Origin of the sequence: Faecalibacterium sp. OF03-6AC, from assembly GCF_003478175.1 — a bacterium.
In the GTDB taxonomy this organism is placed as follows: Bacteria; Bacillota; Clostridia; order Oscillospirales; family Ruminococcaceae; genus Faecalibacterium; species Faecalibacterium taiwanense.
Window position 1 is genome coordinate 78,878 of record NZ_QUEN01000011.1, and the last position, 23,295, is coordinate 102,172.

The 23,295-nt window shown below is 57.3% G+C and carries 21 protein-coding genes; 15 read left to right on the forward strand and 6 right to left on the reverse strand.

Features of this window, described 5'->3' with window-relative positions; genetic code table 11:
* The first annotated feature begins 70 nt into the window (after positions 1-70).
* On the forward strand, positions 71-223 hold the full coding sequence (locus tag DXA66_RS14320) for a hypothetical protein (protein WP_158576386.1): 153 nt from the start codon (positions 71-73) through the stop codon (positions 221-223).
* Positions 224-292: 69 nt separating this feature from the next.
* Here the strand turns inward: DXA66_RS14320 and DXA66_RS11970 are convergent, their stop codons facing one another.
* Complete coding sequence (locus DXA66_RS11970) at positions 293-748, reverse strand: threonine/serine exporter family protein (protein ID WP_118529151.1); 456 nt, start codon at positions 746-748, stop codon at positions 293-295.
* Positions 745-1,536 carry a threonine/serine exporter family protein gene (locus tag DXA66_RS11975; RefSeq protein ID WP_118529152.1) on the reverse strand — a complete coding sequence of 264 codons (792 nt, stop codon included), beginning with the start codon at positions 1,534-1,536 and terminating at the stop codon, positions 745-747. Before DXA66_RS11975 ends, DXA66_RS11970 begins: the two co-directional genes overlap by 4 nt.
* A 537-nt stretch (positions 1,537-2,073) precedes the next feature.
* Here DXA66_RS11975 and DXA66_RS11980 point away from each other — a divergent pair.
* The 5 genes from DXA66_RS11980 to metA all read left to right on the forward strand — a co-directional run bounded on the left by DXA66_RS11980 (position 2,074) and on the right by metA (position 7,407).
* A complete protein-coding gene (locus DXA66_RS11980) occupies positions 2,074-2,994 on the forward strand; it encodes a MetQ/NlpA family ABC transporter substrate-binding protein (protein WP_097773984.1) in 921 nt (306 codons plus the stop codon).
* Between the two features lie 150 nt (positions 2,995-3,144).
* Positions 3,145-4,158, forward strand: coding sequence for a methionine ABC transporter ATP-binding protein (locus tag DXA66_RS11985; protein ID WP_118529153.1), 1,014 nt, complete (start codon positions 3,145-3,147; stop codon positions 4,156-4,158).
* Positions 4,155-4,811, forward strand: a complete 657-nt coding sequence (locus tag DXA66_RS11990; RefSeq protein WP_097773982.1) for a methionine ABC transporter permease — start codon at positions 4,155-4,157, stop codon at positions 4,809-4,811. Before DXA66_RS11985 ends, DXA66_RS11990 begins: the two co-directional genes overlap by 4 nt.
* A 228-nt stretch (positions 4,812-5,039) precedes the next feature.
* Positions 5,040-6,314, forward strand: a complete 1,275-nt coding sequence (locus DXA66_RS11995; RefSeq protein WP_118529154.1) for an O-acetylhomoserine aminocarboxypropyltransferase/cysteine synthase family protein — start codon at positions 5,040-5,042, stop codon at positions 6,312-6,314.
* A gap of 160 nt (positions 6,315-6,474) precedes the next feature.
* Positions 6,475-7,407 (forward strand): homoserine O-succinyltransferase, encoded by a 933-nt coding sequence (gene metA, locus DXA66_RS12000; protein ID WP_005946493.1) that lies wholly within the window; start codon positions 6,475-6,477, stop codon positions 7,405-7,407.
* Between the two features lie 349 nt (positions 7,408-7,756).
* Here the strand turns inward: metA and DXA66_RS12005 are convergent, their stop codons facing one another.
* The 3 genes from DXA66_RS12005 to DXA66_RS12015 all read right to left on the reverse strand — a co-directional run bounded on the left by DXA66_RS12005 (position 7,757) and on the right by DXA66_RS12015 (position 10,166).
* Positions 7,757-8,341, reverse strand: coding sequence for a flavin reductase family protein (locus DXA66_RS12005; RefSeq protein ID WP_118529155.1), 585 nt, complete (start codon positions 8,339-8,341; stop codon positions 7,757-7,759).
* Positions 8,338-9,318: a glycosyltransferase family 2 protein gene (locus tag DXA66_RS12010; protein ID WP_118529156.1), complete on the reverse strand. Its 981-nt coding sequence runs from the start codon at positions 9,316-9,318 to the stop codon at positions 8,338-8,340. The genes DXA66_RS12005 and DXA66_RS12010 overlap by 4 nt, the downstream gene beginning before the upstream one ends.
* 167 nt (positions 9,319-9,485) lie before the next feature.
* Positions 9,486-10,166, reverse strand: coding sequence for a Crp/Fnr family transcriptional regulator (locus DXA66_RS12015; RefSeq protein ID WP_097776688.1), 681 nt, complete (start codon positions 10,164-10,166; stop codon positions 9,486-9,488).
* Positions 10,167-10,384: 218 nt separating this feature from the next.
* Here DXA66_RS12015 and DXA66_RS12020 point away from each other — a divergent pair, with 218 nt between their 5' ends.
* The 5 genes from DXA66_RS12020 to DXA66_RS12040 all read left to right on the forward strand — a co-directional run bounded on the left by DXA66_RS12020 (position 10,385) and on the right by DXA66_RS12040 (position 17,451).
* Positions 10,385-11,449: an ABC transporter substrate-binding protein gene (locus tag DXA66_RS12020; RefSeq protein WP_097776668.1), complete on the forward strand. Its 1,065-nt coding sequence runs from the start codon at positions 10,385-10,387 to the stop codon at positions 11,447-11,449.
* A gap of 263 nt (positions 11,450-11,712) precedes the next feature.
* Positions 11,713-12,468, forward strand: a complete 756-nt coding sequence (locus DXA66_RS12025) for a DeoR/GlpR family DNA-binding transcription regulator (protein WP_097773978.1) — start codon at positions 11,713-11,715, stop codon at positions 12,466-12,468.
* Positions 12,465-13,370 (forward strand): 1-phosphofructokinase, encoded by a 906-nt coding sequence (gene pfkB / locus DXA66_RS12030; RefSeq protein ID WP_118529157.1) that lies wholly within the window; start codon positions 12,465-12,467, stop codon positions 13,368-13,370. Before DXA66_RS12025 ends, pfkB begins: the two co-directional genes overlap by 4 nt.
* A 183-nt stretch (positions 13,371-13,553) precedes the next feature.
* The gene (locus tag DXA66_RS12035; protein ID WP_118529158.1) at positions 13,554-15,479 is read left to right on the forward strand and encodes a fructose-specific PTS transporter subunit EIIC; all 1,926 of its coding nucleotides are present in this window, start codon (positions 13,554-13,556) and stop codon (positions 15,477-15,479) included.
* Between the two features lie 478 nt (positions 15,480-15,957).
* Complete coding sequence (locus DXA66_RS12040; RefSeq protein ID WP_097776665.1) at positions 15,958-17,451, forward strand: DUF1846 domain-containing protein; 1,494 nt, start codon at positions 15,958-15,960, stop codon at positions 17,449-17,451.
* A 71-nt stretch (positions 17,452-17,522) separates the two neighbouring features.
* On the opposite strand, the gene DXA66_RS12045 is transcribed toward DXA66_RS12040, so the two are convergent.
* Positions 17,523-18,212, reverse strand: a complete 690-nt coding sequence (locus DXA66_RS12045; protein WP_118529159.1) for a GntR family transcriptional regulator — start codon at positions 18,210-18,212, stop codon at positions 17,523-17,525.
* 391 nt (positions 18,213-18,603) lie between these two features.
* On the opposite strand from DXA66_RS12045, the gene DXA66_RS12050 reads away from it, so the two are divergent.
* From DXA66_RS12050 to DXA66_RS12065, 4 genes are all read left to right on the forward strand, one after another.
* Positions 18,604-19,704 (forward strand): TRAP transporter substrate-binding protein, encoded by a 1,101-nt coding sequence (locus tag DXA66_RS12050; protein WP_097776663.1) that lies wholly within the window; start codon positions 18,604-18,606, stop codon positions 19,702-19,704.
* A gap of 164 nt (positions 19,705-19,868) precedes the next feature.
* On the forward strand, positions 19,869-20,351 hold the full coding sequence (locus DXA66_RS12055; RefSeq protein WP_243089099.1) for a TRAP transporter small permease: 483 nt from the start codon (positions 19,869-19,871) through the stop codon (positions 20,349-20,351).
* A 24-nt stretch (positions 20,352-20,375) separates the two neighbouring features.
* The gene (locus tag DXA66_RS12060) at positions 20,376-21,668 is read left to right on the forward strand and encodes a TRAP transporter large permease (RefSeq protein WP_097780898.1); all 1,293 of its coding nucleotides are present in this window, start codon (positions 20,376-20,378) and stop codon (positions 21,666-21,668) included.
* Between the two features lie 161 nt (positions 21,669-21,829).
* Complete coding sequence (locus tag DXA66_RS12065; RefSeq protein ID WP_118529160.1) at positions 21,830-23,203, forward strand: sodium-dependent transporter; 1,374 nt, start codon at positions 21,830-21,832, stop codon at positions 23,201-23,203.
* Positions 23,204-23,295: the final 92 nt, after the last annotated feature.

Below are 23,295 nucleotides of genomic sequence, written 5' to 3' on the forward strand. Positions count from 1 at the left end.
CTGCGACAGGCTGCGATTGCATCCGACGAATGATATATGGTAAAATATAGTAAAAGAAGGGAGCGGCGCAATGGTATTGGCGGCAGGCATCGTGGGTTTTATTCTGGGGGTCAATGTGGGTTTTTTGTTTGCCGGGCTGATGCGGGCGGCAAGAGAGGAACAGAAGCAGACGAGAGAGGAACAGGAGCAGACGAAAGATGAAAACGGGACATGCGGAGGATGAATAAAAATAGCACAGAACAGAAGGGGCCGCTGCAGGGAATAATGTGCAGCGGCCCTTAAATTATGATTTTTAATGTTTCCGGTGCCGCTTTGGGATGGGCACGCTGAGCACCAGCGTGATGCCGATGGCCAGCGCAACGGCTACTTTAAAGGTGCTGATGCCGTTGGAGAGAGCCAGCGCATTGTTGCCCTGAATGAAATAGTAGGCGGTGTAGTAGATGCCCGCGCCGGGCACCAGCGGGAAGATGCCGGACAGCAGGAACACCGTCACCGGCATTTTAAGGGTGATAGCAAACACCCGGGTGAGCAGGGTGAGGGGAACCACCGCCAGCAGGGAGGCTGCGGCACTGTCTGCCCCCAGCATCACGGCCAGCTCGTAGACGAACCAGCCCACGGCACCCACCAGCCCGCAGAAGGGCAGGCTTTTGCGCGGACAGCCGAACAGAACGGCAAAACTCAGGGTGCCTGCGCCGGCAATAAAGAACTGCGCGGCCAGCTCCCCAATTTGTGTACTGGTCAACATCATGCCACGACCACCCCCGTAAAGAATGTATAAAGGCTCAGCACAAGGCCGGTGCCAATGGCAATGCTGGCTGCAATGAGCAGCGCATCGATCATGCGGATGGTGCCGGAGAGGTAATCTCCGTGCACAAAGTCGCGGATGCCCATGGTAAAGGCGATGCCGGGGGTCAGGATCATCAGCGAACCAATAATAGAATGACTGGCCGGTGTGCCCAGCACTCGGCAGGCCAGAATGCACACCAGCGTGATAAGCGCAGCACAGCTGATCTTGCAAAAGCCGCCGGGCAGCTCGTGCTGCTCACACAGCAGCAAATAGCCGCTGGCAAGAAAGCCTGCCAGTGCCGCCGCCAGTGCACTGCGCAGTGTGCCGCCGAAAATCAGCGCAAAGCAGAATGCACCGCACATGCCGCTGACCAGCTGCACCCAGTTCTTGGGAAAAGGGATGCGCCGCGCCAGCACCAGACGGCTCTCGGCTTCGTCCAGCGACATGCTGCCCTCTGCAATCTCGCGGGAGAGGGCGTTCACTGCCGCCACCCGGCCCAGATGAGTGGTGCGGGTAGGCACATTGCGCACCTCGCTGATCTCGGCGGTGCCCGCACTGGCAAAGATGCCGTTGGTCAGCACGTAAACATGGAACTCCCGCAGGTGGAATGACCGGGCCATGATCTCCATGGTCTGCTCCACCCGGAACACCTCGGCACCGTTTTCCAGCAATGTCTGGCCCGCCGCCATGATAAAATCCATGATGCGGCGGCGCAGTTCTTCATCCGGGAAAACCTCGCGGCTGTTCATTGCCGCACCCCCTTTATAAATAATGCTGTCTTATTCTACCATGTCCGCGGCTGGCGCACAAGATAAAAAAACGCAATTTCCTACTAAAAAACTTCGTTGTAGGTGTTGACAAATCCGGTCGATTGGATTATTATAAATGCAATATCACAAAAATGGCTGTGAAGAGAAGAGTAGGCCTTCGCATTGATCCTTACCAGAAAGCCCGGGCGATGGAAAAGGGCAGGAAACAGGAAGCTGAAAATGGTCTCGGAGCTGTGCGGGCGAGGTGCATGAGCGCTAAGTTTGCAACGGGATGCGCCCGTTACAGCGTCCGGCTGTAAGCAGCAAAGCTGCCGCAGCATTGAGGCTGTACCCGCAAGGGTGCGGTAAACCAAGGTGGTACCACGGAAGTATGTTATGCTCCCGTCCTTGTCTGAGCGTTGGCTCAAGGTCAAGGACGGGAGCTTTTTTCATACATCCGTCAAAGGCCCTTAGCACGGAACTGTGCCGTGCGGGCCGCTGTACATTATAATAAGAAAATAGAGAGGGAACAAAACTATGATTACTCGTCGTGATTTTCTGAAAGTTACCGGAGCTGCAGCTGCTGCAGCTGCCCTGACCGCATGCGGCGGTTCTTCTTCCACCGCATCTTCTGCTGCTTCCGGCACTGCTTCTTCCGCAGCTTCTTCTGCTGTGGCTAAGCTGGACAAGGTGAAGGTGGCTGTGCCCAACGACACCACCAACGAGGCACGCGCCCTGACCCTGCTGGAGAAGAACGGCTTCTTTAAGCTGAAGGCTGATGCAGGCCTGACCGCAACCGCAAAGGACATCGAGGAGAACCCTCTGAATGTTTCCGTCGATGAGGTCGAGGCTGCTCAGGTGCCCAACGTCCTGCAGGACGAGGACTACGCCGTCATCAACTCCAACTACGCCATCTCCGCTGGTCTGGACCCCATGACCGATGCTCTGGCAATGGAGGACGGCACCTCTGCTTACGTCAATATTCTGGTCTGCAAGGACGGCAATCAGGAAGAGCCGAAGATCAAGGCTCTGGCCGCTGCTCTGCAGAGCCAGAAGGTGAAGGACTTCATGGATGAAAACTACAAGGGTGCTGTGGTGTCCGTTGTGGAGAACCCCACCGACGGCTATGACTCCTCTATCGACTACGATGCACTGAACGGCGAGACCGTCAGCTGCGCTGCTACTCCGGCTCCTCACTGCGAGGTTCTGGAGATCTGCAAGGACATTCTGGCCGAAAAGGGCATCACGCTGGATATTCAGGAGTACGACGACTACATCATTCCCAACAACATCGTTGAGGACGGCCAGTGCGATACCAACTATTTCCAGCATCAGCCGTATCTGGACGACTTCAATGCAGAGCACGGCACCCATCTGGTGACGGTTGCCGGCATCCACGTGGAGCCTATGGGCATCTACGGCGGCAAGCAGGACAGTCTGGCACCGATCGAGGGTTAAGCAAACTCCCCCAGTCACCTTGCGGTGACAGCCCCCTCGGGAAGGGGGCCTTTGCCTGACCGTTCTGTTTCAGGCTCCCTCCATGAGGGAGCTGGCAAACCCGCAAGGGTTTGGCTGAAGGAGTTTATTCAACAGCAAGGAGCAATTTCTGTGATCGAGATCAAACATCTTTCCAAGACCTTCCAGATGAAGGACGGCGCGGTGAATGCGCTGAAGGACATCAACCTCACCATCCCGGATGGTTCCATTTATGGCATCATCGGCATGTCCGGTGCGGGCAAATCCACGCTGGTGCGTTGCATCAACCTGCTGGAGCGCCCCACCGAGGGCAGCGTTGTGATCGACGGCACCGCTATGGAGACTTTAAACGCAGCCCAGCTGCGTGAGCGCCGCCGCGAGATCACCATGATCTTCCAGCAGTTCAATCTGCTGATGCAGCGCAGCTGCCTGAAGAACATCTGCTTCCCCATGGAGCTGGCCGGTGTGAAAAAGGCGGATGCCGAAAAGCGCGCCAGAGAGCTGCTGGAAGTGGTGGGCCTGCCCGATAAGGCTAACGCCTACCCGGCACAGCTGTCCGGCGGCCAGAAGCAGCGCATTGCCATTGCCCGTGCACTGGCAACGGACCCCAAAGTTCTGCTCTGCGATGAAGCCACCAGCGCACTGGACCCCAACACCACCCATGCGATCCTGACCCTGATCAAGGACATCAACAAGAAGCTGGGCATCACGGTGGTGGTCATCACCCATCAGATGAGCGTTGTGGAAGAGATCTGCGATCACGTTGCTATTCTGGACGGCGGCGTTGTGGTGGAGGAAGGCTCCGTGCAGGAGATCTTCTCGAACCCCAAGACGCCCGCAGCAAAGCGTCTGGTGGCACCCAACGGCGGCAGCGCCGCACGGGATCTGTCCAGCTTTGCACCGGACGACCATGTGGTGCGCGTCACCTTCAACGGTTCGTCCACGGCAAAGCCGCTGGTGGCAAGCCTTGCCGCAGAAAAAGGCATTCTGGTGTCGGTGCTCAGCGCCGACACCCGCGACCTGAGCGGTCAGTGCTACGGCTCCATGCTGCTCAAGCTGCCCGCTGATGTGGAGCAGGCAAAGCAGGCTGCGGCCTATATGCGCGCCCAGCCCGGCATTACGGTAGAGGAGGTGACCGGCGAATGAGTATTGCAGATTACGGCTTTGCCATCTGGGAGACCTTTTACGTGACGGTCCTTTCCACCGCGTTTGCGCTGGTACTGGGTCTGCCGCTGGGTGTGCTGCTCGTGGCCGGTGATAAGGACGGCATTCTGCCGCTGCCCGGCTGGCTGATGCACATTCTCAACATCGTTATCAACATCCTGCGCAGTGTTCCGTTCCTGATCCTGATGATCTGTGTATTCCCGCTTACCCGTGCCATCGTGGGCACCACGGTGGGTACCAAAGCCACCATCGTTCCGCTGGTGGTGGCAGCCTTCCCGTTCGTGGCACGTCTGGTGGAGACCAGCCTGCGCGAACTGGACGAGGGCGTGGTGGAAGCCGCCCAGAGCATGGGCGCAACGCCGTTCCAGATCATTACCAAGGTGATGATCCCGGAATGCCTGCCCGGCCTGATCTCCAGCATGACCACCGCCCTGACCACGATTCTGGGCTACTCGGCCATGTCCGGTGTCATTGGCGGCGGCGGTCTGGGCAAGATCGCTTTGTCCTACGGCTATTACCGCTACCAGACCGATATCATGATCGTGTGTGTCATTTTGCTGGTGCTGATGGTTCAGGTGTTCCAGACTTTGGGCACTGCTTGGGCCACCAGAAGCGATAAGCGGCTGCGGAAGTAACTCCTTCAGTCGCACTTCGTGCGCCAGCTCCCTCGGAGAAGGAGCCTCTGGCGAAGAGGAAAACTTTCCGGTATTGCTAAAGCCGAAAGGCTTTGACGGAAGGAGTTCTCTCCTCATTTCGCCCCCGGACGGGAACTAAAATTTAACGTTTCAATTCCCCGCCGGAGGCTGCAGCACTCCTGCGGGGAATTGTGCTATATGGACAAACCCAGTAAAGGAGTATGTAGTATGAATCGTGATACCATCTGTGTGCAGGGCGGTTACACCCCCGGCAACGGCGAACCCCGCCAGATCCCCATTGTTCAGTCCACCACCTTCAAGTATGCCACCAGCGAGGATATGGGCAAGCTGTTCGATCTGGAAGCTGACGGCTACTTCTATTCCCGTCTGCAGAACCCCACCTGCGACCTTGTGGCTAAGAAGATCTGCGAGCTGGAAGGCGGCACGGCCGCAATGCTGACCAGCAGCGGTCAGGCTGCAAACTTCTTTGCCCTGTTCAATCTCTGCGAAGCAGGCGACCACATCGTGGCATCCAGTACCATCTACGGCGGCACCTTCAACCTGATCTCCGTCACCATGAAGAAGATGGGCATTGAAGCCACCTTTGTGGACCCGCTGTGCACCGAGGAAGAATTGAACGCCGCATTCCAGCCCAACACCAAGGTGGTGTTCGGCGAGACCATCGCAAACCCGGCCCTGACCGTGCTGGACATTGAGAAGTTTGCCAAGGCTGCTCACGCCCACGGAGTGCCGCTGATCGTGGACAACACCTTTCCCACGCCGGTCAACTGCCGCCCCTTTGAGTGGGGCGCGGATATCGTGACCCACTCCACCACCAAGTACATGGACGGTCATGGCGCGGTGCTGGGCGGTGCTATCGTGGACGGCGGCAAGTTCGACTGGATGGCCCATGCCGAGAAGTTCCCCGGCCTGTGCACCCCGGACGACAGCTACCACGGCATCACCTACGCCGAGCGTTTCGGCAAAGAGGGTGCCTTTATCACCAAGGCTACCGCGCAGCTGATGCGTGACTTTGGCTCCATGCAGTCGCCCATGAACGCCTACATGCTGAACCTCGGTCTGGAAAGCCTGCATGTCCGGATGCAGCGCCACTGCGCCAACGGCATGGCCGTGGCAGAGTTCCTTGAAAGCCATCCCAAGGTGGCCTACGTGAACTACTGCGGCCTGGAGTCCAGCCCGTACCATGCACTGGCTGAAAAATACTTGCCGAACGGCAGCTGCGGCGTGGTCAGCTTTGGTCTGGCCGGCGGCCGTGAGGCTGCAAGCATCTTTATGAAGAACCTGAAGCTGGCAGCCATCGAGACCCATGTGGCCGATGCCCGCACCTGTTGCCTGAACCCTGCATCCAGCACCCACCGCCAGATGAACGATGAGCAGCTGAAAGCCGCCGGTGTGCCTGCAGAGCTGGTGCGCATGAGCTGCGGTCTGGAAAGCAGCGAAGACCTCATCGCAGATATTGCACAGGCGCTGGATAAGATCTAAAAGGTGAGTTCAGCAGCATCTATCGGTTCCGGCCCTTCTCGTAAAAACGCGTTTGGAGCGCCCCGCAGGGCGCGACAAACGCAAAATATAAAAAATAAATTCCGCTGAAGATAGCCAGAGCGTCAGCGGAGGCTATTCTAAATCGTTAGGAGTACGAACTATGCCGCTGATCATCCCCAAGACCTTGCCTGCTTACGATGCCCTCTACAACGAGAATATCTTCGTCATGCATCGTGAGCGCGCTCTTGCCCAGCACATCCGCCCGCTGGAGATCCTGATCCTGAACCTGATGCCCACCAAGATCACCACTGAGACCCAGATCGCCCGTCTGCTGGCAAATACCCCGCTGCAGGTGCACATGACCCTGCTGCAGACGGCCAGCCATGCGGCGACCCACGTTTCGGCAGCACACCTCGAATCGTTCTATAAGAACTTCAACGAGGTGAAGAACAACCGCTACGACGGCATGATCATCACCGGCGCACCGGTGGAGACCATGGACTTTGAGCAGGTGGATTACTGGCCGGAGCTGTGCGAGATCATGGACTTCAGCGAGACGAACGTCTACTCCACCCTGCATGTGTGCTGGGGCGCACAGGCGGGCCTGTACTACCACTACGGCGTGCACAAGCAGCTGCTGCCGGAAAAGATGTTCGGCGTGTTCGAGCACCGGGTCACCCGCCCGTCGAACCCTTTGGTGCGCGGCTTTGACGAGGTGTTCTATGCGCCCCACAGCCGCCACACCGGCATCAGCCGCGAGGATGTGGACAACTGTAAGGCTTTGCGCATCCTTGCCGAGAGCGATGCTGCCGGGCCCTTCCTTATGAGCACCGAGAACGGACGGCAGATCTTTGTCACCGGCCACCCGGAATATGACAAATATACGCTGGATTCAGAGTACCGCCGCGATGTGGACAAGGGCCTGCCCATCCATGTGCCGGTGAATTACTACCCAGACGATGATCCCACAAAGCCGCCGCTGTTCCGCTGGCGTGCCCACGCCCACCTGCTGTATGAGAACTGGCTGAACTACTACGTCTACCAGAACACCCCCTACGATCTGGGCGAGATCCAGCGCGTAAAGCACGAATAAATGCACAAAAACCGGTATTGCGTCAAAATTGCGCGATACCGGTTTTTATGTTATACTGTTCCTGCGGCCCTTCTCCATTCCCCTAACCGCGGAAAGGAGGTGGTAACCAATGGAAGCCTTCATCTCATTTATACAGACTGTCGGAGCAGAGGTAGTTGCCTACTATCTGTGCAAGTGGCTTGACAGCCTGTTCTTCAAGGGCAGTAAGCACTAACTCAAGAAGCCCCCCGGTAGTATCAGTACCGGGGGGCTTTTGGTTTTTTCGTGGTAACCACGGAACAGGCCTTCATCTCATTGCCTATCTTTAGTATATGCAGTTTTGGGCAAAAGTCAAGCGATGAAATGTAAATTATTTTTTACGCCTTACCGGCTTTTTCTTGCGCACGCTGTAGCCAAAGGTGCCCAGCTTTTTGCCCAGTGCCAGATAGTCACCGTGGCTGTAGACGATGAGCTTTGCCTTTTCGAGACACAGCTTGCCGTTTTCGTCCAGCAGGCTTTCGTCCACATCACAGGCCACCACTTCGGCAAGGAACAGGTCGTGGCTGCCCAGCGGAATCACCTGAGTTACCTTGCATTCCAGATTGACCGGGCTTTCTTCCAGAATGGGGCAGTCGGTCAGCACGCTGCCGGGGGCAGAATGCAGGCCGCAGGCGGCAAATTTATCCACATCACGGCCGCTTTTCACGCCGCACCAGTCCACCGAACGCACCAGCGCTTCGGTGGGCAGATTGATGGCAAACTGTCCGCTTTCCTTGATGAGGTGGTGGCTGTAGCGCTCCGGACGAACGCTGATGGACACCATGCTGGGCTGGGTGCAGATGGTGCCCGTCCAGCCGATGGTGATGAGATTGGGCTTTTCCAGCCCGCCGCAGGACACCAGTACCGGCGGTTCCGGGTTCAGCAGGGTGCTGCCGCGCCAGCTCTGTTTGCTCATCCGTGATACTTCCTTTCATAGGGGGCCCAGGTGCGCTCACTGATGATGTAGCGCGGACGGGCCTTGGTCTCCATATAGATCTTACCGATATATTCGCCGATAACGCCCAGACACACCAGCTGCACGCCGCTCATGAAGCAGACGATGCACACGATGGAGGCCCAGCCGGCCACGCTGCTGCCCATGGCGGCACACACGATGGCCCAGATGACTCCGATAAAGCCGACCAGACTCACGGCGATGCCCGCCCCGGTAATGATGCGGATGGGCTTGTTGGAAAGGCTGGTGATACCGTCAAAGGCAAGGGCCAGCATCTTGCTCAGCGGATAGTGGCTCTCACCGGCAAGGCGTTCGTGGCGCTCGTAGGTGACTACCTCGCTCTTGAAGCCAACCAGCGGCACCATGCCGCGCAGGAAAATGTTCACTTCCCTGTAGTCGGCAAAGCTTTCCAGCACACGGGTGCTGATGAGGCGGTAGTCTGCGTGGTTGAACACGATGTCTGCGCCCAGAGCGTTCATCACATGGTAAAAGCCCTCGGCGGTGAAGCGCTTGAAGAAGGTGTCTGTATCGCGGCGGCTGCGCACGCCGTAGACCACCTCGGCACCGTCCAGATACTTTTTAACCATCTCGTCCATGGCGTTGATGTCGTCCTGACCATCGCAGTCGATGGAAATGGTAACATCGCAGGTGCCGCTGTGCAGTGCCTCCATCAAGCCTGCCAGCACGGCGTTCTGGTGGCCGCGGTTGCGGCTCTGGGAAATGCCGATGTAGTGCTCGTCCTGTGCGGCAAAACTCTGGATCAGTTCCCATGTCTTGTCTTTGGAGCCGTCGTTCACGAACAGCACCCGGCTCTTCTCGCTCACAAGGCCCTGTGCGGCAAGGCCGCTGATCTTTTCCAGAAACATGGGCGCTGTAATGGGCAGCACCTGCTCCTCGTTGTAGCAGGGGATCACGATCCATAAAATCGGTTTTGACATATTTAAAAATACTCCTATATTAAAAATAACAAGATGATGCCGCTGACGGTTACGGCCTTCCAGTGAAAAAGAGTTTGAGAAAATCCGTAGATTTTTCTAAAACTCAAATATAAAAATAAAATTCAAGCTGAATACAGCCAAAGCGCACGCGGCGGCTATTCAAATGGTCACTGCACCATTTGCTTCAGTACCTCAGGCTCCAGCAGCTTGAAGCTGCTTTTGTAGGTGTCCAGCAGGCCGTCCCGCTGCATCTGGCTCAGCTCGCGGCTGAGGGCGCTGCGGTCGCAGTTCAGGTAATCTGCCAGCTGGATGCGGGAGAACGGGATGCTGAAGGTCAGGCTGCCAGCCCGCTCGGCTTCACTGAGCAGATAGGCGCACACTTTGGCCCGCAGGCTTTTGAGCACCAGCAGGTCGATGCGGCGGGAGAGGGAAAAATATTTATCGCTGATGGTGCGCACCAGATTGCGCAATGTCTGCTGGTGCGCCGGACTGCCATCCGAAAGCAGCAGCCGCTCGTAGGGGATCAGCAGCACCTCGCAGGGCACCGAAGCCATCACCGTGACCGGGCTTGCCAGACTGGAACCGCTCAGCACATCGCCGAACACGCCGCCCGGTTCCATGTGGGTGATGGGAATGCGCGCACCCTGCGGCCCGGGACGGTAGGCTTCCAGCTCACCGGACAGCACGATGCCCACCCTGCGGTTGGGTTCGCCCGCCAGAACAAGCGCTTCGCCTTTGCCGTAGCTGCGCATAACGGAACCCAGCTGGGCCAGCAGGGTCTGCAGCTCTTCAGGGGTCAGACCATTGAATAAAGAGGTGGAGCATAACAGCGGAAGAAAGTTTTTCATCACAATTCCGTGGGAAAGATCCGGCTTCCCACAGCCCTCCTGCAATTCCGTTGCACACGCAACGGTATTTTTGACTCTATTATAGTAAACTTAGACCCGCAAAGCAAATGATTTTGCAAATTTGCCTTGTAAAAAATATGAAAAGACCGACCCATGGTTCTGTGCAAAATTTTCAGGCACAAAACGGCGCGGTCTTGTGAGGAAAGAGGGAACCCCGCATGAAAAAACTGACATCCATGCTGCTGGCTCTGGCCCTTGCGCTGAGCCTTGCCGCCTGCGGCGGTGCGGCATCCAGCTCTGTTGCATCCAGTGCAGCTTCCAGCGAAGCTGTCTCCGAGGCTGCTTCGGAAGCCGCTTCCAGTGAGGAAGCCAAGGAACTGTCCACCACCGATGCTCTGCGCATTGCCGGCCTGAAAGGCCCCACCACCATGGGCCTTGTCAACCTGCTGAGCATGGAAGAGGATGGCACCGCTTCCATGGATTACGACCTGCAGCTTTACGGCGCTGCCGATGAGATCGTGCCGCTGCTGATGAAGGGCGAGCTGGACATGGCTGCCATCCCGGCGAATCTGGCCGCCACCCTGTATCAGAAGACGGAGGGCGGCATTCAGGCTGTGGCCGTCAACACGCTGGGCGTGCTGTACGTAGTGGAAAAAGGCGGCGATACGATCCAGTCCATGGCAGACCTTGCAGGCCGTACCATCCTGTCCACCGGAAAGGGCACCACGCCGGAGTACGTGCTGCGCTATCTTCTGAACGCCAATGGCATCGACCCGGACAAGGACGTGACCATTGAATACTACAGCGAGGCCACTGAGGTCACGGCCCAGATGGCCAATACCGAGGATGCCATTGCAGTTCTGCCCCAGCCCTATGTGACTGCAGCCGGCCTGCAGGACGACACCCTGCGTGTGGCCCTCGACCTGACCGAGGAATGGAACAAGGTCGCGGATACCCAGCTTATCACCGGCGTGACCGTGGTGCGCAAGGAGTATGCCGAGGAACACCCGGATGTTGTGGCCGCATTCCTGACCGATTACGCCAAGAGCGTGGAAGCTGCCAACACCGATCTGGACGGCACTGCCGCTCTGTGCGAGGAGCAGGGTGTTGTGGCCAAGGCTGCCATTGCCAAGAAGGCCCTGCCCAACTGCAACATCGTCTGCCTGACCGGCGACGAACTCAAGACCAACGCATCCGCTTATCTGCAGGTGCTGTTTGATGCCGACCCCAAGGCAGTGGGCGGCGCAATGCCCGGCGACGATTTCTACTGGACTGCCGAGTGATTCCTCAATAAGCCATCTCTCCGGCCGCTGTGCGATTGGTACGCACGGCGGCTTTTTCGTTTGCACAAAATGCTTGTATCCCAGCTTTTGTGCTCCCTGCACAAATTTAAAGACAAATTTTTGTGAACGAAAATGAACGAAATTGACTGGAAGTGATTGATTTTGGCACTGTATTTGCTATAATAAAGATGCGATCAACCAAAACAGCGCACAAACGGTCATAAAACGTCAAAGATAAGATCAAACCAAAGGAGAGGATGCCGATGCTGGCAGAAGAACGCTTCAGCCTGATCATGGAACAGCTGAACCGCAAGCGCACCGTGACGGTGCAGGAACTGTGCGAGGCGCTGAACACCAGCGAATCCACCATCCGGCGCGACCTGACCGAACTGGACCGGCTGGGCAAGCTGAACAAGGTGCACGGCGGTGCCACCCTGCCGGACAGCCGTTTTCTGGCGGATGAACCCACCATGGAGGCCAAGGAGTCGCAGGCTGTGGAGCAGAAGCGCAGCATCGCGCAGGCGGCGGCAAAGCTCATCAACGCCGATGATTTTGTGTTCATCGATGCAGGCTCTACCACGCTGGAGCTGGTGCGCGCACTGGCGGGGGATGCCCTCAAAGCCAGCTATGTGACTAACGGCGTGGCCCATGCCCGAGCACTGGCCCGAAAGGGCTGCCGGGTGTATCTGCCCGGAGGACTGCTGCGGCCCGAGACCGAAGCCATTGTGGGTGCACCCACAGTCACCAGCCTGCAGCGCTACAATTTTACCAAGGCGTTCATGGGTGCCAACGGTGTGGCGCTGGATGCCGGTTTTACCACGCCGGACCCCGAGGAAGCTGCCGTGAAAGCAGCGGCAGTGCACCGTGCACGGGAAGCCTGGTTCCTTGTGGATGATGCCAAGTTTTCCCGCATCTACCCGGCAGTCATTGCCGACCTGCAGGGCGGTGCCATTCTCACCAACCGCTGCCCCAACCCCAAATACAAACAATTCACGCTGGTAAAGGAGACGGAAGTATGATTTATACCGTAACATTCAACCCGGCCATTGACTATGTGGTGCGTTTGGATGCACCGCTGGAAGTAGGCGAGGTGAACCGCGCCAAAGGCGAGGACTGCGTGCTGGGCGGCAAGGGCATCAATGTGTCCGGTGTGCTGGCACAGCTGGGCTGCGAGAGCGTGGCGCTGGGCTTTGTGGCCGGTGAGACCGGCGCATGGCTGGAACGCGGTCTTGCTGCACAGGGTTTAAAGACCGATTTTGTGCATCTGGAACAGGGCATGACCCGCATCAATGTCAAGATCAAGGCAGGGCAGGAGACCGAGCTGAACGGCGCGGGCCCCGACATTCCGGAGAGCGCCATGCAGGAGCTGGAAAAGAAGCTGGACAGCCTGAACGAGGATGATATCCTCATTCTGGCGGGCAGCATCCCGGCAAGCCTTTCGCAGGATACCTACGAGCGGCTGCTGTCCCAGCTGCAGGGCAGGGGCGTGCGTGCCGTGGTGGATGCTACCCGTGACCTGCTGGTGAACGTGCTGCAGTACCACCCCTTCCTCATCAAGCCCAATAACCACGAGCTGGGCGAGATCGTGGGCAGGGTGCTGACTACGGACGAAGAGATCATTGCTGCGGCCCGCACCCTGCAGGAAAAGGGTGCTTGCAACGTGTTGGTAAGCATGGCGGGCGACGGTGCCCTGCTGGTGGACGAAAATGGCGAGGTGCACCGCATCGGCTGCCCCAAGGGCAAGGTCGTAAACAGCGTGGGCGCAGGCGACAGCATGGTGGCCGGCTTTGTGGCTGGCTGGATGCAGACCCGGAGCTATTCCTTTGCACTGCGTCTGGGCACAGCCTGCGGCAGCGCCACCGCGTTCAGTCTGGGTCTTGCCACCAAAGAAAAAATCGACGAACTGATGAAGGAAATTTGAAAGGATAGATGGCTCGCCCTCTCCGTCATTGCTGGTGCAATGCCACCTCTCCCAAAGGGAGAGGCTTTGGCAGTCCATGCAAAGTTTCCGGTTTCGCCAGAGGCTCTCCCTTTGGGAGAGCTGGACGCGAAGCGGACTGAGAGGGCGAGGACGCTAAGAGATAAGAACAAAGGGAGAAAAATCATGCGTATTACGGAATTATTCACCGCGCAGTCCATCGCACTGGATGAGGCTCTGACCGATCAGGAGCAGATCATCAGCCGTCTGGTGGAGCTGCAGGCCACCCATGGCAACATCACGGACAAGGAAGCCTACAAAAAGGCCCTTTATGCCCGTGAGGCGGAGGGCTCCACCTATGTGGACAACGGCATCACGGTGCCCCATGCCAAGACCAATGTAGTCACCCGGCCCAGTCTGGCGGCGCTGCGGCTGAGCAGCCCTGTGCAGTACAATGCCGAGGACGACGGTACCACCGACCTGCTGTTTGCCATTGCGGCTCCGGAAAACGGCAGCCTGCATGTGGACATGCTGGCCCGTATGATGCAGATGCTGATGAACGAGGACTTTGTAGAAAAGCTGAAGGCCGCAAAGACCCCTGCAGAGTTCCTTGACTGCATTGATGCACAGGAGGAGGCTCAGTTCGGCGCAGAGAGCTTCACCCAGCAGGAGATCCCCCAGAGCGGTTACCGCATTCTGGCCGTCACCGCCTGCGTCAACGGCATCGCCCACACCTATATGGCAGCGGAAGCCCTGACCAAGGCCGGTGACAAGCTGGGTCTGCCCACCAAGGTGGAGACCAATGGCTCGGATGGAGCAAAGAACATCCTCACCAGAGAAGAGATCGCAAACTGCGACGGCATCATCGTGGCAGCAGAAAAGAAGGTGGAGACCGCCCGCTTCGACGGCAAGCCGGTGCTGTTCACCCGGGTGGACGATGGCATCCACAAGCCGGAGGAGCTCATCAAGAAGATCGTGCACGGCGAGGTGCCTGTTTACCACGCCGAGGGCGGCGCACAGGCCGCCGAGGATGCTTCCGGCAAGGACAGTTTTGGCCGCACTCTGTACAAGAACCTGATGAACGGTGTTTCCCACATGCTGCCCTTCGTGGTGGGCGGCGGCATCATGATCGCACTGGCGTTCCTGCTGGACGATTACACCATCGATCCCTCCAACTTTGGCATGAACACCCCGGTCGCTGCCTTCTTTAAGACGGTGGGCAGCGCAGCCTTCGGTTACATGCTGCCCATCCTGTCTGCCTTCATCGCCATGTCCATCGCGGACCGTCCGGGTCTGGCGGTCGGTTTTGTGGGCGGTGTGCTGGCCATGAACGGCACCAACTTTGCGGGCATTGCAGCGGGTGAGACCACCGGTGTTTCCGGCGGCTTCCTTGCTGCACTGCTGGCCGGTTTTGCTGCAGGCTACATCGTCGAGCTGCTGAAAAAGATCACCGAAAAGCTGCCTGCCAGCCTGAATGGCATCCGTCCCATGCTCATCTATCCGCTGGGCGGTATGCTCATCCTCGGCGCGGTGATGTGCGGCATCAACCCGGTCATGGGCATGATCAACACTGCCATGACCGATTGCCTGAACGCCATGGGCGGCACCTCCAAGGTGCTGCTGGGTGCCATCGTGGCCGGTATGATGAGCATTGATATGGGCGGCCCGTTCAACAAAGCAGCTTACGTCTTTGGCACGGCAGCCCTTGCCTCCGGCAACTATGAGGTGATGGCCGCTGTCATGGTGGGCGGCATGGTTCCTCCCATCGCCATCGCTCTGTCCACCACCTTCTGCCCCAAGAAGTGGACTGCCGACGAGCGCCGCAACGGCATCGTGAACTACGTCATGGGCCTGTGCTTCGTCACCGAGGGCGCGATCCCTTATGCAGCAGCAGATCCGCTGCGCGTCCTGCCCAGCTGCGTGGCCGGCGCAGCGGTGGCCGGTGCGCTCTCCATGACCTTCGGCTGCGCTCTGCGTGCACCGCACGGCGGCATCTTCGTGTTCCCAGTCGTGGACCATACCGCTCTGTACTGTGTGGCGCTGGCTGTGGGCAGCGTGCTGGGTGCTGTGATCCTGAGCCTGCTCAAGAAAAACCGTACCGACGCAGAATAAACGCCATTCCTTCCATATTCGAGATACTTCATAAAGCCGCAGCAAGCCCCCGGGGAGACCCGGGGGCTTGCTGTATTACGCAGGATCGCGCGAAGGGTCAGAAGGATAAAAAGAAAAAGTAACCGCCCACGACTTCCAATCCAAGCGGTTACTTTTCTTTTGAAATTTAATTGCCGGTAAGAGGTCTGCCGTTTGCGGGCAGTGCCTTTTCCTGTCTTCATTGTAGACGCTGGTGTGTACTTTGCCAAGCATGAGCCATCAGATATAACATGATACACCCGCTGTCAAAAACGCGGCAAGAACCATTTTCACAAAAAATGCAGCAAAGAACAGCGCGAAACACCGCATTTGCTGGAAAAAGCTTTGCAGCCGCCCTTTTGGATTGCACCCGGTTTTTGAGTGTGGTATACTGTTTCTGTTATGGAAAAGTTCCGGTGCGGTGTGCCGGGCACAGCAAAGAGGAAAAAGGAAACGAACGATGAAAATTGGATTTGACAACGACAAATATCTCTCGATGCAGTCGGAGCACATCCGTGAGCGCATCAAGAAGTTCGACAACAAGCTCTATCTGGAATTCGGCGGCAAGCTGTTCGATGATTACCACGCGTCCCGCGTACTGCCGGGCTTCCAGCCCGATTCCAAGCTGCAGATGCTGCTGCAGCTGAAGGATCAGGCCGAGGTGGTCATCGTTATCAGCGCCGAGGACATCATCAGCAACAAGATCCGCGGCGACTACGGCATCACCTACGATCTGGATGTGCTGCGCCTGATCGATGCCTTCCAGGAAGTAGGCCTGTATGTGGGCAGCGTGTGCGTGACCAAGTACGCCGCTGCACCGGAGGTGGAGGCCTTTGAAAAGCGGCTGAACGGTCTGGGCATCCGCACCTTCCGCCACTACAAAATTCCCGGCTATCCCAACGATGTGGCCCGCATCGTCAGCGACGAGGGCTACGGCAAGAACGATTACATCGAGACCCAGCGCCCGCTGGTGGTCATCACGGCCCCCGGCCCCGGAAGCGGCAAAATGGCCACCTGCCTTTCCCAGCTGTACCACGAGTACAAGCGCGGCGTGAAGGCCGGTTACGCCAAGTTCGAGACCTTCCCCATCTGGAACATTCCCCTCAAGCACCCGGTGAATCTGGCCTACGAGGCCGCTACAGCCGACCTGAACGATGTGAACATGATCGACCCGTTCCATCTGGAAGCCTACGGCGTGACCACCGTCAACTACAACCGCGATATTGAGATCTTCCCGGTGGTGAACGCCATGTTTGAGCTGATCGCTGGCAAAAGCCCGTATAAGTCCCCCACGGACATGGGCGTGAACATGGCAGGCAACTGCATCGTGGACGATGCGGTCTGCCGCGAAGCCTCCCGCAAGGAGATTCTGCGCCGCTACTTCAAGTGCCTGTGTGAGCAGAAGATCACCGGCACGGTCAAGGAGACCGAGCGCTACAAGCTGGAACTGCTGATGAATCAGGCCGACCTGACCGTGGGCCAGCGCGAAGTGGAAAAGCAGGCTCATGCCCGCAGCGAGAGCACCGGCGGGGCCCCTGCTGCCGCCATTGAGCTGCCGGACGGCACCGTTGTTACCGGCAAGACCGGTCCGCTGCTGGGTGCAGCAGCATCTGCTCTGATGAATGCTCTCAAGGTGCTGGCCGGCATCCCGCAGGAGACCGACCTTGTGAGCGCAGCTTCCATTGAGCCCATCCAGACCCTCAAGACCAACTATCTGGGCGGCAAGAATCCCCGCCTGCACACCGACGAGATCCTGATCGCACTTTCCAGCTCGGCTGCTTCCAACGAGCAGGCTGCAGCGGCCATGCATCAGCTGCCCAACCTCAAGGGCTGCGATGTGCACTCCACCGTGCTGCTCTCAGGTGTGGATACCAGCACCTTGAACCGGCTGGGAATGTACCTGACCTGTGACCCTGTTTACGAGGAAGAGGACCGCAAGTACCACAAGCAGTAAATCATACAAAAAAACGAAACAGGCGCATCCAAAGGCCGAAGGGCTGGCGGATGCGCCTGTTTTTCATTGGTTCAGATGCCGGTAAAATAGGATCTGTACTTTTCTGCGTACAGCTGGGTGCCCATGCGGCGCAGGCCGCCGTACAGGTGCTGCCGGATCAGCGGTTCAATGGCATCCAGATCTTTTTCCCGGATCACCCGCAAAATTTCCCGGTGCTCGCTCAGCACATCCGGCACATTGTTGGCCCGCACCACATCCAGACGGGTAAAGCGGGAATAATCCGGCTGCGGCTTTGTCAGGTTCTGCCAGATGTACCACTTGTTCATGCTGCAAAACCAGATGGCGTGCATTTCCAAATCCAGCGTCAGGAAGGCATTGATATCCACATTGTCCGGGTCGGTCATGGTCTGGGCCATCTCTTCCAGTAGGTCATATTTGTGCTTGATTTCGATGTACTCTTTGGGCGAACAGACCTGAATGAAATCGCGCAGCACCATGCTTTCCACAGCGGTGCGCTGGTACACGATCTGATCCACGATATCCAGATCAATGGGGGTGACGATGGTGCCCTTGCAGGGAATGATCTGCACAAAGCCATTCTGCTCCAGCCGCTGCAGAGCAGTGCGCACCGGTGTGCGCGAAATGCCGAACCGTTTGCACAGCTGATTTTCGCTGATGGTCTCTCCGGGCTTGATCTTCAGCGTAACGATCTCATATTCCAGCGTCTGGTAGATGTCCTCCGGATGCAGCTGTTCAGCCATGTGCTCACACTCCATTTATACAGTTGATGATAAGATAGTTCTATTTTAGCCTGCCCAAAAGAGATTGTCAACGCATGAGGATGAAGTATACAAGAGCCTGTATACAAGTATAGGAAAAGCTCCGAAATTTATCATTTTTGACAAAAAATTGATATATCAGATGAAAATGAACGGAATTGTGTCATCGGATTGTAACAGTTTCCACGAGAAACGGATAAGATTGTTAGTTATGCACAAAGAAACTTTGCGAAGTTGGTGAAGTTTGGCTCTTGTGCGGATGTGAATTTTCTGTTACGATTAGCGTGCAATGAAAATGCTGTATACAGGGGATCGCTAAAAACTTTGCTGGCGTATGAGGCAAAACGGTGCCCCTGAAACAAGGAGGAAGATTATGAAAAAGATCTCTCGTCGCAATTTCCTGAAGGTATCTGGTGCAATGGCAGCTGCAGGTGCTCTGGCAGCCTGCGGCGGTTCCGGTGCATCCACTCCGGCTGCTTCCGGCGCAGCATCCACCAGCACCGCAGCCAGCGCTGCTGCAGCCGGTGAGGACAAGTTTGCTTCTCTGGGCGACTTCACCATGACCGTGGGTCATGCACAGCCCGAGGGCAACCCCCGCTTTGTTTCCATGGAGCAGTTTGCCGCCGATGTGGCAGAGGCCACCAACGGCCATGTGAAGATCGAAGTTTACGGCAACGGCCAGCTGGGCACCGAGAAGGAGATGCTGGAGCAGGTCGTGGCCGGCACCGTGCAGGGCATGCGCGGCGGTCAGTTCGACTTCAGCCCCCGTCTGCTGATGTTCACCCTGCCCTTCCTGACCAACACCCGTGCGCAGGTCACGGCTCTGCTGCAGAGCGATCTGGCACAGAAGGTGTGCGCTGAGGCCGAGGGCGAGACGGGCACTGTCATCATTAACCTGTGCGATGCAGGCGGCTACCGCCAGTTCTCCAACTCCAAGCACCCCATCAAGGCTCCCGCAGACCTGAAGGGCCTGAAGATGCGCACCAACGGCATGAAGACCATTGACATGACCTTCCAGGCAATGGGTGCTACCACCACCACCATCCCGTACTCCGACCTGTACATGGGCCTGAAGACCGGCGTTGCAGACGGTCAGGAGAACCCCTGGGTCAACGTGGAGGGCATGAAGTTCTATGAAGTGCAGAAGTACTTCACCGAGGTCAACTACCAGTTCCATCCGGACCCCTTCTATGTGAACGCAGCATGGTGGAACAGCCTGCCCGAGGAGTACCGCGATATCATTACCGAGTGCGCCACCAAGATGGGCGAGTACAACGACGAGCTGATCGACAAGAACTCCAGCGCCGCAAAGCAGACCATCGTGGATTCCGGCTGCGAAGTCTACGAGCCCTCTGCCGATGAGCTGAAGGCCTTCCAGACCGCTGTGCAGTCCGTGTACGACCAGTGTGTCACCGAGGGTATCTGCACCGCCGACGAGATCAAGGAGATGCAGGATATCGTCGCAAAGGCATAAGCAGAAACGACCAAAGGCAAAAACGGCCATGTTACGGTAAAGGCGAGAGGGCAGCCTGCGGGCTGCCCTCTGCTGTAACAGGCCGATGGAAAAAGTTGTAAAATAACCGAAAGGGGCTGAGCACCATCGAAAACCTTAAAAAATTCGGGAAAAAGCTGTTCGACGTGTATTTTACCATCGGCGTGATCGCCATGGCACTGCTGGCGGCTCTTGTGATCTTTACCGTTATTGCGCGCTACTGCTTCTCCCTGAGCTGGAAGCAGCTGGCAGAGTTCAACACCACCCTGTTTGCCTTTACCACCTTCTGGGGCATGGGCATCAACGTGATCAAGGACGAGCACGTCATGATCGACATCCTTTACGACGGTGTCAAGCCTGCCCGCAAGCGCTGGCTGGCTATCGTCAATTACCTCATCGTGCTGGCCGTGGTGCTGGTGTTCACCTATCAGGGCTTCAAGTATGTGGGCGTTGCCGGTAAGCAGATCAGTCAGGGCATGGAGATCCCCATGATGTATATGTACGGCATCATGCCGGTGTGCGGCATCATCTGTGCCATCTGCGTCGTGATCAAGATCATCACCCTTTACAAGGCCGACATTTCCTACTTTGCGCCCAAGAATCAGGCGCTGAGCCGTGACGACGCATAAGCGGAAAGGGGAGAATACACAACTATGGCAATGCTCATTCTTCTGGTGCTGCTGATCTTCTTTGCCGCGCTGGGCATCCCGCTGGCTTTCGCCATCGGCGCTTCCTGTGTGACCTACATCCTGATCTATGCACCTACCTTTATTACCATGCTGCCGCAGCGCGTGTGGAACGGTGCCTACAGTGAGCTGATGATCGCCATGCCGCTGTTCATGCTGGCTGGCGAACTGATGAACACCGGTGGCATCACCCAGCGCATTATTAACTTCTGCATGGAACTGCTGCGGCCCATCCGCGGCGGTCTGGGCGAAGTGAACATTGTGGCTTCCATGATCTTTGGCGGCATTTCCGGTTCCTCTGTGGCCGATACCTCGGCTCTGGGTTCCATCCTGATCCCCGCCATGGAGAAGGAAGGCTACCCGCCGGAAGCTTCTGCCGGTATCACGGTGGCATCCTCTACCATGGGCATGATCATCCCGCCCTCCACACCCATGATCGTTTACTCCATGATCTCCGGTGCATCGGTGGGTGCGCTGTTCGTGGCAGGTGCCGTGCCCGGCATCCTGATCGGTCTGACCCAGCTGGTGCTGGTGTACATCATCAGCGCCAAGAAGGGCTGGCATCCGGAAAAGGTCAAGTTTGACGGCAAGCGCGCCGCCAAGAGCCTGCTTTCCGGCATCCCTGCCCTCATCATGCCGCTGTTCATCATCATCTGCGTTTCCTTCGGCGTGTGCACTGCATCCGAAAGTGCCGGTGTGGCCGTGCTGTATTCCATGCTGGTGGGCTTCTTCGTCTACAAGGAGCTGACATGGAAGGGTGTCTGGGAGGCTTTGAAAAAGACCCTGATCTCTTCTTCCTCCATCATGCTCATCATCGGCTTCACCACCATCTTCACATGGGTGCTGACCATGCAGAAGGTGCCGCAGACGGTGGGTGCCTTCTTCATGTCCCTGAACATGCCCGCATGGGCCATTGCGCTGATCTTCGATGTGCTGATCCTGATGATCGGCACCTTCATCGACGTCAGCCCGGCCATCCTGCTGCTCACTCCCATCCTGCTGCCGGTCATGGTGCAGTACGGCTTCTCGCCGCTGCAGTTCGGTGCCATGATGATCACCGGTCTGGCCATCGGTCTGGTCACCCCGCCGGTCGGCATGTGCCTGAACGCCTGCAATAAGATCAACCGTATGCCCATCATTGAGATCTTCAAGGGCGCAGCGCCCTACGTGATCTGCAACGTGATCGTTTTGATCTCCATCAGCCTGTGGGGCCCGCTTACCACCGCCCTGCCGCAGCTGCTGGGCTACAGCATCTTCTGAGAGCAACGCGTATACCTCTTATAAAAACAGGCAGCGCTCCCTTGCGGGGCGCTGTTTGTTTTTTTTTGCACGCAAACAGGCGGGACCGTTGTATTTGACGGACAGATATGGTACACTAAGACCACTTATGTACAGGAATATAGGAAAAGAGGAATTAAATCATGGATACGCAAAAACAAAAGCGCAGCGCCTTTTCCGGCAAGATCGGCTTTGTGCTGTCGGCCGCAGGCGCTTCGGTGGGTCTGGGCAACATCTGGCGGTTTCCGTACCTCGCCGCGAAATACGGCGGCGGCATTTTTCTGCTGGTGTACATCGTGCTGGCCGCCACCTTTGGCTACACGATGATCGTGGCCGAAACGGCACTGGGCCGCATGACCCACAAAAGCCCGGTGGGTGCCTTTGGAGCCTTTGGCAAAAAGGGCGGCCTGCGGTTCGGCGGCTGGATCAATGCGGTCATTCCCATTCTGATCGTGCCGTACTATTCGGTCATCGGCGGCTGGGTCATCCGCTATCTGTCGGAGTATATCAGCGGCCATGGCAGTGAGCTTTCGCAGGACGGCTACTTTTCCAATTTCATTTCCAGCGGACTGTCGGCAGAGGTGTGCTTTCTGATCTTCACGGTCTTTACGCTGGCCATCATCTTTGCAGGTGTGCGTAACGGCGTGGAGCGTGTTTCCAAGGTGATGATGCCGGTGCTGGTGGTGCTTTCGGTGGTCATTGCGGGCTATTCGGTCACGCGCCCGGGTGCGTTGGAAGGTGTGAAGTATTTTCTGGTGCCGAACGTGGCAAACTTTTCCTGGATGACGGTGGTCACGGCCATGGGCCAGATGTTCTATTCGCTGTCCATCGCTATGGGCATTCTGGTCACCTTTGGCTCCTATATGAAAAAGGATGTCTCCATTGAGGAATCCACCGAGAACGTGGAAGTGTTTGACACGGCCATTGCCATTATGGCGGGCCTGATGATCATTCCGGCGGTGTTCTCCTTCTCCGGCGGCGACCCGGACACCCTGCAGGCCGGTCCGGCGCTGATGTTCATTACCATTCCCAAGGTGTTCGAGAGCATGGGCTTTGGCCATGTGGTGGGCATCCTGTTCTTTTTGCTGGTGCTGTTTGCAGCCGTGACCAGCTCCATTGCCCTGACCGAGAGCGCTGTCTCCACCTTTGAGGACGAGCTGGGCTGGAGCCGCGAGCGCGCAACGGCACTGATCGGCCTGATCATGGTGGCGCTGGGCAGCCTTTCGGCACTGGGCTATGGCCCGCTGGCGGGCGTGACGGTGTTCGGAATGCAGTTTCTGGATTTCTTCGATTTCCTCACCAACTCTGTCATGATGCCCATTGCAGCCATTGCTATCTGCCTGCTGGTGTCCCGCGTGATCGGCGTACAGAAGATCGAAGAAGAGGTGACGCTGGACGGCAAGCCCTTCCGCCGCAAAAAGATCTTCAACTTCATGATCCAGTATCTGTGCCCCATCTTTGCGGCTATTATCCTGATCAGCTCTGTGGCAAATGCTCTGGGCTGGATCGCAATGTAAAACAAAAGGCGCAGAAGGTGTTTCTCAAAGGAAGCCTTCTGCGCTTTTTTGTAAACACTAATCTCCATGATTGTTACCATTGAAGGAATACA